The organism is Deinococcus puniceus, from assembly GCF_001644565.1.
Lineage (GTDB): Bacteria > Deinococcota > Deinococci > Deinococcales > Deinococcaceae > Deinococcus > Deinococcus puniceus.
This window is the reverse complement of record NZ_CP011387.1, coordinates 113758-127156: the sequence shown is the minus strand read 5'-3', so window position 1 is coordinate 127156 and position 13399 is coordinate 113758. Positions and strand designations below refer to the sequence as shown.

Below are 13399 nucleotides of genomic sequence, written 5' to 3'. Positions count from 1 at the left end.
CGGCGGGGGCAGTTTTTTTAGTGCTCTATTTTTAGTGCTGTGTCGCCCCTTCCGCCCCAAGGAAGGAATTCAGGCGGCGCGACATTCCCCGCATCTCCCCGCCCGCTTCACCCGGCACACCCTCGAAGGCCAACACGGCCAGCGTGCAAGCTTGGCCTTCATTGGTCAGAGGTTCGGCGGCGACTTCGGCTATCAAGTTGCTCAGGGCGCGGGCAAGGCGGGCGTAGCGTTCCGGCGTGAGGCGTAAGGTCAGGGCATCAAAGTGGGTGGGGTAGGGTTCTACGGCGGGCTTGTCCAAGAGGCTGATGGGCGGCGCTGGAATGATGTGGTCTCCAAAGCTGAATGTGCCGTCCTCATCACCCTGCATCACGCCCCATGACCGTTCGTAGGCGTGCAGGAAGGCTGCCGACAGTTCCCGCATGTCTGCCGTGCCGTTGCCCAGCCCATCTTCGGGCGGGAGCAGGCGGGACGCCACCACAAATTCCCGCGCCGCCAGTTGGTAGGCCACTTTGCCCGCCTTGCGTTCCAGCCGGATCAGTAGGCCCAATCCGGCCAGTTTGCGGGCGTGGTGATGGGCCAGATTCGGGGCCATGCCCACCGACACGGCGATGTCGCTGGGAGAATGCGGGGTGAGAAAGCGGGCCAGAAAATGATGCTGCTGCCGCAGGGCGCGGGCCTGTGCTGCGTCGGTGATTCGGAATTGGGTCTGCTGGGTGGCGGTCATGCCTTCAGCGTGGCACAGGCGCTTTCAGCCCGCGCCCCCTGCCGCTGAAAGCCACATCAAGACACGCTCAATCCTTTCTGACAGCCCCATCAGACTCACCTGACCTGTGCGTGCTACTTCTAGTTTGATGAAGCGCGTTGCCCTCTTGTTTGCCCTCTCCTCTGCCTGCTGTACGCCTGCCGCCGCTGCTCCTGCCAAAGCGGATGTAGAAAAGGCGGCGGTGAGGCTGGCAGGCGTGCTGGACGGCGTACTCCGCAATTGCCCCACCAGTTTTGCCAAAATTGGCACCACCCTAAAGGCCTGCGTGGGCACAGGGGGCACCGTAGAAAATGTGCGGATGAAATTGGTGGCCGAACTGGAAGCCGACCTGTACGGGGTATGGCGCAGCCGCGACGAGCAACGCAGCGTGTTCAATTGGCTCAAAACCCCGGCGGGCTTCGTGTATGTGCGCCTGCAACCCGATCCCGATGGCCGCGCCCAAACGCTGGTGTATGTGGACACGCCGCCCGCCAGTGCGCCCGCGCCCACTGCCGCACCGACCACGCCCAGCACGGCGGCCAAGCCTGCCACTCCGCCTGCCAACTCCACCCAAATTGGTGGCGTAACGCTGACCCGGCCTACGCCCACCCCGGCTCCGACCACGACGCCCACTCCTACACCGACGCCCCCAGCTCGCACGCCGCCTCCCGTACCGACCCCGACAGTCGCCGCTGCAACGCCTTCACCCGCCCCCAGCGCGACACAACCCTCAGTGGCCCCGCTGACGTACACCCGCCCGCTGGAGCTGCTGCCCAAGCGCATGAACGGACAAGACGTGCTGGCCGTGCAAAACCGCCTGATCGCCCTGACCCAGCCCAGCGGCGGCGGGCGTGGCGACGGCTATTTCGGGCCAGTCACGGCGGCCACCGTGCGGGCGTTTCAGGCGGCCAACGGCCTTGGCGTGACGGGGCGGGTAGACCGCGCCACTTGGGACGTTCTGTTTTCGGCGGGGGCCAAACCCTTTAAAGCCAGTTCTATTCGGTAAAGCACGTCTAGTGGACAGCCACAGGCATGACATGGGTTAGACTCAGGAATGGGACGACAGAAGCAGTGGGTTGTGAAGCTGAGTGACGATGAGCGGCAACAGCTGACGGACATGACGCGCAAAGGCGTGCACAGTGCGCGGGTCATGACCCGCGCACGTCTGCTGTTGCTGAGCGAGCAAGGGCTCCTCGATCAGGAGGTGGCCCAGCGTCAGGGCGTCAATGCTGCGACTGTGGCATCCATTCGCAAGAAGTACGCTGAGGGCGGCCTGCAGGCTGCCCTGTACGAAAAAGAGCGTCCTAAGCAGCCCCCGAAACTGGATCCTCAGCAGACGGCGATCCTGATTGCCGAAGTCTGCTCGACTCCTGAGGGTCGGGAGAAGTGGACGATGCAGCTCTTGGCTGATCGTCTGGTGACCTTAGGCGTGGTGGACAGTATTAGTGACGAGACGGTGCGGCGCACACTGAAAAAAACGCGCTCAAACCGTGGCAAGTTCAAAGTTGGTGTGTCGCTCAGGTAGGCGCGGACTTCGTCTGGCGCATGGAAGCTGTGCTGGACACGTATGCTCAGCCCTACGACGCTTCGCGGCCGGTCATCTGCTTCGATGAAAAATCCTACCAGCTGCTTGATCATGTCCGTGAGCCATTGCCACCCGTGCCGGGAATCCCGGCACGGGTGGATCATGAATACAAGCGGTGCGGCACGGTGAATTTCTTCGTGGCCTTCGAACCCCTGACGGGTCAACGTACGGTCACGGTGACCGAGCGACGAGGAAATGCGGAGTTCGCAGCGCAACTCCAGAGCCTGGAGGTACACTATCCCGAGGCAGAGAAGATCACACTCGTCCTGGATCAGCTGTCGACACACAGCCCAGCGGCGTTATATCAACATCTTCCGGCAGAGGAAGCCCGGCAATTGACTCGTCGATTTGAGTGGGTACACACGCCAAAACATGCGTCTTGGCTGAACATGGCCGAACTCGAATGGTCGGCCCTGCAACGTCAGTGTCTTGGGCAACGTCTGGCCAGCAAAGAGGCCGTCGAGCGTGAGATACATGCCTGGGAAACCGACCGCAATGCGCGGGCGGTGCGCGTGAACTGGCAATTCTCAACACCAGCTGCGCGGGAGAAGCTCGGACGGCACTACCCAGCGTGAGAATAACTACAGACATGCCTGTGGCTGTCCACTAGGCCGTATCCTGAACGCATGACCGCCCCCGCTCCAGCATCTGTAACTCTGCCGCTCAATATTCTCAGCATCCAGTCTTGGGTCAGCTACGGGCATGTGGGCAACGCCGCCGCCGTGTTCCCGCTGCAATGCCTCGGGTTCGAGGTCTGGGCGGTGAACACGGTGCAGTTTTCCAATCACACCGGGTACGGGGCGTGGACTGGCGCGGTGTTTCCGCCCGAACTGGTGGCCGAATTGCTGGACGGCATAGAGGCACGCGGCGCACTGCCGGGGTGTCACGCCGTCCTCAGCGGCTACATGGGCAGCGAAGGTACGGTGGCGGCTGTTGTCGGCGCGGTGCAGCGCGTGCGGGCGGCCAATCCGGCGGCCCTGTACTGCTGCGACCCCGTGATGGGCGACGTGGGACGCGGCGTGTTCGTGCGGCCCGAACTGCCGGAATTGATCGCGGGACAGGCCATTCCCGCCGCCGACATCGTGACGCCCAACCAATTTGAACTGGAACTCCTGACCGGGCAAACGGTGAATACACTGCAAGACGCCCTGAGCGCCGCACACGCCCTACGGGGCCGCCTGAACCCCAACGGCCCCCAAATTGTGTTGGTGACCAGCCTGACCCGCAGTGACGCGCCGCAAGACACAATTGAAACGCTGGCAGTGACGGATGAGGGCGCTTGGCTGTGCCGCACGCCGCTGCTGCCGCTCGACCCACCGCGCAACGGCACCGGAGACGCTATTGCCGCGCTGTTTTTGGGGCAATTCGTCCGGACTGGAAACGTAGCGACGGCGCTGAGCCTGTCCATGAGCGCCCTGTACGTTCTGCTAGAGCGCACGCACCAAGCCGGAACCCGCGAAATTCAGTTGGTAGCAGCGAGGGACGAGTACGCCGCGCCGGGGCGGGTGTTCGGGGCAGAGCAGGTGGACTAGAAATCCGGGGGCCGGATGTAGGCGGAAAATGAAGGCCAGCCTATTCGTGTCCGGTGTACACCATCGGCGGGCAGGTTAAGATGGGCGGCATGTCCACAAGCCCAGAACAGAGCGGCACAGAGCAGGCCACGGGTCAGACCTCCGGCGCGGCGCAACTGAGCATCAACACCATCCGCACCCTCAGCATCGACGGCGTGCAGCAGGCCAACAGCGGGCATCCCGGTGCGCCGCTGGGAGCCGCGCCGATGGGCTACGTGGTGTGGCAGGATTTCCTGCGCCACAATCCCGCCAACCCCGAATGGGCGGGCCGTGACCGCTTCGTGCTGTCGGCGGGCCACGCCAGCATGCTCATCTACTCGCTGCTGCACCTGACCGGGTACGATATGCCGCTGGAAGACATCAAAAACTTCCGGCAGTGGGGCAGCAAGACGCCCGGCCACCCGGAGTTTTTTCATACCAAAGGGCTGGACGCCACCACGGGGCCACTGGGTCAGGGCGCGGCGATGACGGTGGGCATGGCGATGGCGCAGGCGCACTTGGCCGCCCGCTACAACCGTGAAGGCTTCCCCGTGTTCGACAACTTCGTGTACTCCATTTTGGGCGACGGAGACTTGCAGGAAGGCGTGAACCACGAGTCGGCAGCGCTGGCCGGACACCTGAAACTGGGCCGCCTGATCTGGCTGCACGACGACAATCAAGTGCAGCTGGATACCGCCACCGACAAGGCCGAATCCGAGAACACCTCGGAGCGCTACCGTGCTTACGGCTGGCAAGTGCTGCGCGTGCAGGACGGCAATAATCTGGACGAAATCCGCGCCGCCATCGAGCAGGCCAAGGCCAACAAAGATCAGCCCACGCTGATTCACGTTCGCACCGTCATCGGCTTCGGCAGCCCCCGCGCAGGCACCAGCAAAGCGCACGGCGAGCCACTGGGAGCAGAAGGCGTCGCTTCTACCAAAGCCGCGCTGGGCTGGGACTACCCGCCCTTTACCGTGCCGGACGAAGTGAAGGCCCACATGGACGCCACCGCACGCGGCGCGGAGCAAGAAGGCCAGTGGAACGAGATGATGGCGGGCTACCACGCCGCCCACCCCGAACTGGCCTTGGAGTTGGACGCCATGCTGGCCCGTGAACTGCCCGCAAATCTGGCCGACGCGCTGCCCAGCTATGAAGTGGGCGGCAAGGCGTCGGGCACCCGCGTCACCAGCGGCGAAGTCATCAATGCGCTGGCCAAAGTGGTACCGGGTCTGATGGGCGGCAGCGCCGACCTGAGTGGCAGCACCAAAACCACCATTACGGACGGCGGCACGCTGGACAGCAGCAATTACGCGGGCCGCAACGTGTACTTCGGCGTGCGCGAATTCGGCATGGCCGCCGCCGCCAACGGCCTGAGCCTGTTCGGTGGCCTGCGCCCGTTGGTGGGCACGTTCCTCGTGTTCGCGGACTACCTCAAGCCCGCCTTCCGCCTGTCGGCCCTTCAGATGCAGCCCGTGACCTATGTGCTGACCCACGATTCCATCGGGTTGGGCGAAGACGGCCCCACGCACCAGCCGATAGAGCAGCTGGCGATGCTGCGTTCGGTGCCCGGCGCACACGTGATCCGGCCCGCCGACGCCAACGAAACCGCCGCCGCGTGGCTGATGGCGCTGGAATACGGCAAAGGCCCCACCGCCCTGATCTTGTCTCGCCAAGATTTGCCGATTTTGCCCCGCAACCATGCAGGCGTAAAAAAGGGAGCCTATGTGCTGCGTGACGCCGACAACGCACAGGTGATCTTGGTCGCGTCGGGAAGCGAAGTGGCTCTCGCGCTGTCTAGTGCCGACGCTCTTGCCGCCGAAGGCATCGGTGCCCGCGTGGTGTCTATGCCCTGCATGGAAGTGTTCCGCGCCCAAGACCGCAGCTACCGCGACAGCGTCCTGACCCCCGGCGTTAAGCGCGTGGCGATTGAAGCCGCCACCAAGCAGCCTTGGTATGAATGGGTCGGTCTGGACGGCGCAGTCATCGGCATGGACACTTTCGGTGCATCGGCACCCGCGCCCATCCTGTTCGAGAAATTCGGCTTCAGTGTGCCGAATGTGGTGAAGACGGTGAAAGGGCTTCTGTAAAGCTCAAACCTTTCAAAACGCCCACCCCCAAGCAGCAAGGGGGTGGGCGTTTTCTTTGGTCAGGCCCAAGACCTTCTGAGGCTTCTCCCTGTATTTGCTACACGCGCTCTAAAGGACAAAGCAGGCTGGGGCGTGTGAAATAGGCGCATGACCTCAGACCAGCATGAATTGAACCAACAGGGCCAGCCGGAAACCGCCGCCATTCAGGACATGCCCGAACAGGTGCCCGCCGAGACGCAGGATGAGCAGCCCGGCAGCGAAGCGGAAATGAGCGTGGCCCCCGTCGTGGTGCGCGACAACTACCGGGGCAGCGGCAAACTGGAAGGTAAAGTCGCCCTGATCACGGGTGGAGACAGCGGCATCGGGCGGGCGGTGGCGGTGCATTTTGCGCGGGAAGGCGCAGACGTGGCCGTGCTGTATTTGGACGAACACGAGGACGCCAAAGCCACTGCCGAGATGATTGAGAGCGAAGGCCGGAGGTGCCTGACCATCGCGGGCGACGTGGGTGACCCCCAGATCGCCAAGGACGCCGTGCAGCAAACGGTAGACAAGTTTGGCCGCCTCGACATCGTGGTAAACAACGCCGCCGAGCAGCACCCGCAGGACAGCATCACCGACATTACGCCGGAGCAGTTGCAGGCCACCTTCCGCACCAACGTCTTCGGGATGTTTTACGTGACTCAGGCGGCCTTGCCCCACCTGAAAGAGGGCGCGAGCATCATCAATACCACCAGCGTCACGGCGTACAAGGGCAGCCCGCAACTGCTGGACTATTCCAGCACCAAAGGCGCACAGGTGGCCTTTACCCGTAGCCTCAGCCAAGCGCTGGCCGAACAGGGCATCCGCGTGAATGCGGTGGCCCCCGGCCCCATCTGGACACCCCTGATTCCGGCCACCTTTGATGCCGAACGGGTAGGAGAACACGGCGCAGACGTGCCCTTGAAACGCCCCGGCCAGCCCGCCGAAGTCGCCCCTGCCTATGTGTACTTGGCGAGCGAGGACAGCAGTTACGTGACGGGGCAAGTGATGCATGTGAACGGGGGCGAAGTGGTGAACGGCTGAAAACCGTGAGTGGCGAGTAATTAGTGGTCAGTGGAAAAAGATAAAAGCGGGAACTGCACACAGAATGTCGTTGCAGTTCCCGCTTTTCCCACTCACCACTGACCACTTACAGCAATTACATCCCTTCCAACATCAACCGGTCAGGATTCTCCAAGAGCCGGATCACTTCTTTGCAAAAGCGGGCGGCTTCCGCGCCGTCTACGAGGCGGTGATCGAAGCTCAGGCTCAGGTACATCATGTGGGCCACCACGATCTCGTCGTGTTCGTTCACAATCGGGCGCTTGACGATGGAATGCACGCCCAGAATCGCGGCGTCGGGCACGTTGATGATCGGGAAGGAAAACAGCGCACCAATGGAGCCGATGTTGGTGATGCTGAAGCTGCTGCCCGTGAGTTCGTCGGCACTGAGTTTGCCGTTCTGGGCGCGGCCTGCGAGGTCAATCACTTCGCGGGCCAAGTCGAACACACTCTTATGATTCACGTCGCGCAGCACGGGCACGGTCAGGCCCGCGTCGGTGGCGACGGCCATGCCCATGTGGTAGTACCGCTTCTGCACAATTTCCCCGGTGGCCTCATCAAACGAAGTGTTCAGGCTGGGGTATTTGCGGAGGGCCACCGCTACGGCCTTAAAGAAGAACGGCATGTAGCTGAGGCGCACGCCCGCCTCTTTCGCCTCTTCCTTCACGCGGTCACGGAAGGTCACGAGCTTGGTCAGGTTGACCTCATCCACGGTGAGCGTCCGGACAGTGTAGAGGTGGCTGGCCTGCATCTGGTTGCTGATGGCCCGGCGCATTCCGCGCAGTGGCACGCGGTCTTCCAGATGTTCGTAGCCTTTGGGCGTGCGGTACTGCACGGGGGCGACAGGCATTCCGCCGGTATTGGTTGGGGCGGGCTTGGCGGGCGCTTGAGGTTGAGGGGCCGGAGCGGGGGCGGCAGACTGGGCGGGTTGAGCTTGAGCGGCTGGAGCCTGTGCCACTGGCGACTGTGCTGCTGGCGCTTTGACCCGCTCCACATGCGCCGTCACGTCCTGCACGCGCACCCGCCCGTTGGGGCCGCTGCCCTGCACCTGCGCCACGTCTACGCCCAGTTCCCGTGCCAGTTGGCGGGCGGCGGGAACAGCCAGAACGCGGCCATCTTCGCGGGTCTGCACGGCGGGCTGAGCGGGGGCCGGGGCTGTCAGAACGGCAGTGCGGCCAGCGTTTCCTAAACCCTGCACCTTCACCGTTTCGTCGCTGGCAAAGGCTTTAAAGAGGCTGGTGTCGTCGTCGGCTTTGGCCGGAATATGGCCCGCTTCTACAATCGAGCGTTCTTCCTGCGCTTGCGGGGGCAGATGCTCGGCTGTGGTGGCAGGGTTTTGAACGCTGTCCTGAATGGCCTGAATCGGGGCCACGCTCTCCCCTGCCCCGCCTGCCGCACTCTCCGCGCCGCTCTCATCGATCAGGGCAATGGCCGCGTGGACGGCCACCACGTCGCCTTCCTGCGCCAAGCGTTTGGCAAGGCGTCCGGCGACGGGGCTGGGCAGTTCCACGGTCACTTTATCGGTCATGACTTCGCAAAGGGGCTGTTCCAGCGCGATCATGTCGCCTTCCTGTACCAGCCATTTCAGAATTTCGCCTTCTACGACGCTTTCAGCGAGTTCGGGCAGCAGCACTTCTTTCATAAGGAACCTCGGTTGTGGGGGGAGGCTGTGGGAACAGACCCAGCCCCAGATAAATTGTGTTCAGCACAGGACGTTTATCTGAGAAGGAAGGCCCGAAGCAGGCCGTACCCCATCAGGATCACGCCCAAGACCTGAATCCACCGTTCGCCCGCCGCGTACACCCACGCCGCCACGCCGAGCAGCACGAACATCGCGCCGATGCACAGGCTTTGCCACGGTTCGGGGAGTCGGCCTGCCTGCGAATACAGGCCAAAGCCGATCAGCAGGCCGATGGTGCCGAGGAAGGGACGCAGAAAGTTGGGATTCATGGCCCCCAGCATAAAGACTAATAATCCAAAGCCTAATAGTTCAGCGCCTTCACGCAGGCCGCCGTGATGCGGTTTGGCCCCGGCAGATACACCTTGTCCTGCACGTAGGGATAAGGCGTATCGAAACCCGCGACTTGGCCCACCGGAGCCAAGAGCGAGTCGAAGGCCTGCTCCTGAATGACGTAGGCCACCTCGCCCATAAAGTTACTGATGCGCGGGGCCTCGCTGACCAGCACGGCGCGGCCCGTTTTTTGCACGCTGCTGAGGACGAGTTCCCTATCCCAAGGCACTAGGCTCCGCAGATCGATGACTTCCACGCTCACGCCCTCTGCGGCCAACGCGGCGGCGGCCCGTTCCGCGTCGGGCATCACGCCGCCGTAGCCCACCAGCGTCAGATCGGTGCCTTCCCGCCGAATGGCACCCTCGCCAATTTTGACGGTGTAGTCGTGGCTGGGCACTTCCCCTTTGGCCGCGCGGTACAGGCGCTTGGGTTCAAAATAAATCACCGGGTCTTCCCCACGAATGGCGGCTTTCAGCAGGCCTTTGGCGTCGTAGGGCGTGCTGGGCATCACCACTTTCAGCCCCGGCGTGTGCGTGAAGTAGCTTTCGGGACTCTGGCTGTGATGGTGCCCGCCCTTCACGCCGCCGCCGCTGGGCGTGCGAATAATCATGGGCGCGGTAAATTGTCCGCCGCTACGGTAGCGGATTTTGGCCGCCTGACTGATGATCTGGTCGAAGCCCGGCCCCATGTAGTCGGCAAACTGAATTTCGGCAATCGGACGCAGGCCACGCACAGCCATGCCCACTGCCGCGCCCACCACGCTGGCTTCCGACAGGGGCGTATCGAACACCCGGCGCGGGCCAAATTCGGCTTGCAACCCGGCAGTGGCGAGGAACACACCGCCGCGTGCGCCCACATCTTCTCCGAACACCACCACGCGCTCGTCACGGGCCAATTCTTCGCGCATGGCTTCGGTCACGGCCTGAATAAGGGTGAGGATGCGGGTCTCCCCCGCCCCAGTTGGTCGCTCTTGGGTAGCCGTCATTTTTGGCCCTCCATCTCGGCCCGCACGAAGGCGGCCTGCTCGCGCAGATGGGGCGGCGTGTCGGCGTACACGTCCTCGAACATGATGCGCCAGTCGGGTTGCCCGGTGGCTTCGGCCTTCAGTACATCGGCGTCCACGGCCCGGTGAACCGCCGAAATCAGGTCAGCGCGTTCTTCGGCATCGACCGGGTGGCCCAAGTGCGCCAGCAGTCCTTCTACGCGGGCAATCGGGTCGCGGGCCAACCAAGAATTCACTTCGTCGCGGGTGCGGTAGTTCTTTTCGGCGTCGGCATCAGCATTGCTGTGAGAACCCACGCGGTAGGTCAGGCACTCCACCAGCGCGGGGCCGTTGCCTGCACGCACCCACTCGGCAGCGTAGCCGCAGACTTCCATGACGGCCACGATGTCGTTCCCGTCGACATAAAACCCCGGCATCCCGTAGGCCTTGGCCTTGATGTGAATGTTCGGGCTGGCGGTCTGGGCGGCCAAATTGGTGCTGATGGCCCACTGGTTGTTCTCGCACACGAACAACGCCGGAGCTTTGGCCGCGCCCGCCATGTTCAGGCCCGCGTGCCAGTCGCCCTCGCTGGTTGCGCCGTCGCCAAAGGTGCAGAGGGTAATTTCATCGGTGCCGAGGTACTTCTGGGCCATCGCGTTGCCCGCAGCGGGGGGCACCTGAGAAGCGATGCTGGAGCTGATGGACACGAAATTTTTGCTGGCACTGCCGAAGTGGTGCGGCATCTGGCGGCCTTTGCACAGGTCGGAATTGGTGCCGAGGCACTGGCTGATCAGGTCGATCATGGGCACGCCCATAGCCAAGCCCAACGTATGATCGCGGTAATAGGGCCAGACCCAATCGTGGCCCACGCGGATAGAGCGGGCCAGCCCGACTTGCGTGGCTTCCATGCCGCTGGACTGGGCATAAAAGGTGGTTCGCCCTTGCCGCAGCAATGTCACCAATTTGCGGTCAAACTCGCGGGCACGCACCATCTCACGGTGCAACTCTCGCAAGAGTTCAGGCGTGTAGCGGGCGGGCAAGTCGCGCACAGGACGGCCATCTTCGGCCACCCAGCGCAGCGGCTCGGGCGAAAAGGGTTCGATGGGGCTGGCTAGGGGCAGGGTGGTGGGGCTGGATGGTGAAGCGGTCATCATGACCGGGCCTCCTCGAATGCGGATGGGAAATACGGAAAAGTGCTGGCGGAATGGGGTTGGGATGCAGCAGGCGGCAAAAGGCGCGGGCGATAGCTCTAGCTCTGGCCTCCTTCTGCTTTGGAAATCTGTCTAGCAAACGCTCGTTAGGTATCTTATACGGATTCGGCCCGCCGCGTTCCATTTGGGGGAAAGTGGCGGCTGGGTGGGGGTTGGGTTACATAGCAGGTCAGACTGAACTGGGCAGATTGCTTCCAGTTCGCTCTGCTGCGCATCGGTGAGAATGCACGGGTTAGGGCGCACTGGCTGAAGCTCTGGCCGTGCGGTGGTGGGGAGTTGGGGGTGTCTGGGAGTGCTGGACGGGTTGGGTGGGGCGGTTACTGGTGGCCCCCTCTCCCACAGGTGGAGAGGGCAACACACAAGGGCAAAAGCCTCGTTTTGCTCCTCACCCTTGAGGGGGAGGTTGGGAGGGGGTGAGTGAGCGAAGCGATTGACTTGGACTTTTCTCCTGCTCGTCCCCACAAGCTCCGCTCAATACGCGAAAAACACCAAGTCTGCCGGAATATGCGCCGGAATAGTCCGCTGCTCCAAATCGGGCGCGAGGGCGGCTACCCGTGCCGCAGCTTCAGCCAAATACTCGGCGTAGGGCACGTCTCCCCCACTGCGCTCTGGGCGGGCTTCCCCAAACAAGTCCAGCGGGGCGGTGTCGGCGTCATGAGTCCATGCGCCCGAACCCCAATCGAAGTGGTACAGCGGCAAAAAGCGTTCGCCGTATGCAGCTACGAATTCGATGGCGTCCAGCAAAAAGTCCACCTCGGCGTCGGTGGCCCAAGGCGCGAGGTTCAGGCGCGTCCAGCCGGGTTTCAGGCCGTCCATCTCGCCCAACACACAGTTCAGGTAGCGTTCGCTGCGTTCCTCGTCTATGCCCAGCAGCACATGGCCGTATGGCCCCGCACAGGCACAGCCACCCCGCGCCTGAATGCCGAACAGATCGTTCAGCAGGCGCACCACGAAGCGGGGATGCAGGAACGCGCCCGACTCGGTGCGGATCAGGAACGACAGGAAGGCCAAGCGGGGCGAATCGGGATTGCCCAGCAGATGCACGCGCTTGTTGGGGGTCAGGCGGGCCATGGAACGTGCAAACAACTCGTGTTCGCGTGAGGTGAGCGCCTTTACGCCCAATTCCTCCTTGACCTTGAAGGCCAGTGCGGTGCGGATTTTACCCAGGATGGCGGGTGTTCCGGCATCCTCACGGGCCTCAATGTCGTCGATGTAGGCGTGCTTGGTGCGGCTCACGTAGCGCACTGTGCCGCCGCCCGCCGTACTGGGCACGGTCAGGCGGTACAAATGCTCCTGAAAGCACAGCAAACCGGGCGTGCCAGGGCCACCCACAAATTTATGGGGGCTGAGGAACACCGCGTCATACCCGTCTGCCTTGCCCGGCTTCATATCGATCTGGACATAAGGGCCACTGGCGGCAAAGTCGAAGCAGGCAAATGCGCCGTTCGCGTGCAGGATGCGGGCCACCGTGCGCGTATCGGTCAGCAGGCCCGTGACGTTGCTGGCGGCGCTGAACGAACCGATCTTGGGCCGCCGCACGAATTCGGGGGCCTTGAGCAGCGTCACCAACGCATCCAGATCAAGATTGCCGCGCTCGCACAACGGCACTTCTACCACTTCGGCCAAGGTTTCGCGCCAACTGACCTCGTTGCTGTGATGCTCATAGGGGCCGACGAACACCACCGGGCGCTCGTGGGCGGGCATGGTGTTCAGGATGGCGGCGCGGTGGGCTTCTGGCACGCTGAGGCCCAGAATGTCCTGTAACCGCCGCACCGCCGCTGTACTCCCCGAACCGCAGTACACCAGCTTGCACGTCGCGTCGCCGCCCAGTTGCCCTTTCACGTATTCGGCGGCCTGGTGCGCCAAATGCGTGGTCTGCGCTCCCGTCGCGCTGTCCTCGGTGTGGGTGTTGGCATACAGCGGCAGCGCCAGCGTCTGCACCCGCTCTTCTATGCTCCGCAGCGCCCGCCCAGACGCCACATAGTCGGCATAGGTCACGCGGCGAGGCCCGAACGGGGTGCGAATCAGGGTGTCCGTTCCGATCAGGTCAGCACGCAGCGTGGCAAAGTCCATGAAGCTATCTTAATCTCCGGGGCGTTGAGCTACTGTGACAGACCGTGATCCAGCGCCGCGCAATCCTCTCCCCTGCCC

The 13399-nt window shown here is 63.2% G+C and carries 11 protein-coding genes; 5 read left to right on the top strand and 6 right to left on the bottom strand.

Features of this window, described 5'->3' with window-relative positions:
• Positions 1-31 precede the first annotated feature (31 nt).
• Positions 32-724: a winged helix-turn-helix domain-containing protein gene (locus SU48_RS00585; RefSeq protein ID WP_064013551.1), complete on the bottom strand. Its 693-nt coding sequence runs from the start codon at positions 722-724 to the stop codon at positions 32-34.
• A 127-nt stretch (positions 725-851) separates the two neighbouring features.
• Here SU48_RS00585 and SU48_RS00580 point away from each other — a divergent pair, with 127 nt between their 5' ends.
• From SU48_RS00580 to SU48_RS00555, 5 genes are all read left to right on the top strand, one after another.
• Complete coding sequence (locus tag SU48_RS00580) at positions 852-1748, top strand: peptidoglycan-binding domain-containing protein (RefSeq protein WP_064013550.1); 897 nt, start codon at positions 852-854, stop codon at positions 1746-1748.
• Between the two features lie 48 nt (positions 1749-1796).
• Positions 1797-2902, top strand: a protein-coding gene (locus SU48_RS13800) for an IS630 family transposase (RefSeq protein WP_157451030.1) whose coding sequence is annotated in 2 segments (ribosomal slippage) — positions 1797-2211 and positions 2211-2902 — 1107 coding nt in all. Because the reading frame shifts where the segments join, the coding sequence is not laid out codon by codon here.
• A 51-nt stretch (positions 2903-2953) separates the two neighbouring features.
• Positions 2954-3859: a pyridoxal kinase gene (gene pdxY / locus SU48_RS00565; RefSeq protein ID WP_064013547.1), complete on the top strand. Its 906-nt coding sequence runs from the start codon at positions 2954-2956 to the stop codon at positions 3857-3859.
• An 89-nt stretch (positions 3860-3948) separates the two neighbouring features.
• Complete coding sequence (tkt, locus tag SU48_RS00560; protein ID WP_157451029.1) at positions 3949-5964, top strand: transketolase; 2016 nt, start codon at positions 3949-3951, stop codon at positions 5962-5964.
• 147 nt (positions 5965-6111) lie between these two features.
• Positions 6112-7026 carry an SDR family oxidoreductase gene (locus tag SU48_RS00555; RefSeq protein WP_064013546.1) on the top strand — a complete coding sequence of 305 codons (915 nt, stop codon included), beginning with the start codon at positions 6112-6114 and terminating at the stop codon, positions 7024-7026.
• A 115-nt stretch (positions 7027-7141) separates the two neighbouring features.
• Here SU48_RS00555 and SU48_RS00550 read toward each other — a convergent pair whose 3' ends face one another.
• The 5 genes from SU48_RS00550 to SU48_RS00530 all read right to left on the bottom strand — a co-directional run bounded on the left by SU48_RS00550 (position 7142) and on the right by SU48_RS00530 (position 13321).
• A complete protein-coding gene (locus SU48_RS00550) occupies positions 7142-8686 on the bottom strand; it encodes a dihydrolipoamide acetyltransferase family protein (protein WP_064013545.1) in 1545 nt (514 codons plus the stop codon).
• A 74-nt stretch (positions 8687-8760) separates the two neighbouring features.
• The gene (locus SU48_RS00545; protein WP_064013544.1) at positions 8761-8994 is read right to left on the bottom strand and encodes a hypothetical protein; all 234 of its coding nucleotides are present in this window, start codon (positions 8992-8994) and stop codon (positions 8761-8763) included.
• Positions 8995-9026: 32 nt separating this feature from the next.
• Positions 9027-10040: an alpha-ketoacid dehydrogenase subunit beta gene (locus tag SU48_RS00540; protein WP_064013543.1), complete on the bottom strand. Its 1014-nt coding sequence runs from the start codon at positions 10038-10040 to the stop codon at positions 9027-9029.
• Positions 10037-11191, bottom strand: coding sequence for a thiamine pyrophosphate-dependent dehydrogenase E1 component subunit alpha (locus SU48_RS00535; RefSeq protein WP_064013542.1), 1155 nt, complete (start codon positions 11189-11191; stop codon positions 10037-10039). The genes SU48_RS00540 and SU48_RS00535 overlap by 4 nt, the downstream gene beginning before the upstream one ends.
• 528 nt (positions 11192-11719) lie before the next feature.
• Positions 11720-13321 carry an aminotransferase class V-fold PLP-dependent enzyme gene (locus SU48_RS00530; protein ID WP_064013541.1) on the bottom strand — a complete coding sequence of 534 codons (1602 nt, stop codon included), beginning with the start codon at positions 13319-13321 and terminating at the stop codon, positions 11720-11722.
• Positions 13322-13399 lie beyond the last annotated feature (78 nt).

Coding starts and splice junctions, on each gene's coding strand:
- SU48_RS00540 (WP_064013543.1), bottom strand. CDS start 10,040: ATGACGGCTACCCAAGAGCGACCAACTGGGGCGGGGGAGACCCGCATC.
- SU48_RS00530 (WP_064013541.1), bottom strand. CDS start 13,321: ATGGACTTTGCCACGCTGCGTGCTGACCTGATCGGAACGGACACCCTG.
- SU48_RS00555 (WP_064013546.1), top strand. CDS start 6,112: ATGACCTCAGACCAGCATGAATTGAACCAACAGGGCCAGCCGGAAACC.
- SU48_RS00550 (WP_064013545.1), bottom strand. CDS start 8,686: ATGAAAGAAGTGCTGCTGCCCGAACTCGCTGAAAGCGTCGTAGAAGGC.
- SU48_RS00545 (WP_064013544.1), bottom strand. CDS start 8,994: ATGAATCCCAACTTTCTGCGTCCCTTCCTCGGCACCATCGGCCTGCTG.
- SU48_RS00580 (WP_064013550.1), top strand. CDS start 852: ATGAAGCGCGTTGCCCTCTTGTTTGCCCTCTCCTCTGCCTGCTGTACG.
- tkt (WP_157451029.1), top strand. CDS start 3,949: ATGTCCACAAGCCCAGAACAGAGCGGCACAGAGCAGGCCACGGGTCAG.
- SU48_RS00585 (WP_064013551.1), bottom strand. CDS start 724: ATGACCGCCACCCAGCAGACCCAATTCCGAATCACCGACGCAGCACAG.
- pdxY (WP_064013547.1), top strand. CDS start 2,954: ATGACCGCCCCCGCTCCAGCATCTGTAACTCTGCCGCTCAATATTCTC.
- SU48_RS00535 (WP_064013542.1), bottom strand. CDS start 11,191: ATGATGACCGCTTCACCATCCAGCCCCACCACCCTGCCCCTAGCCAGC.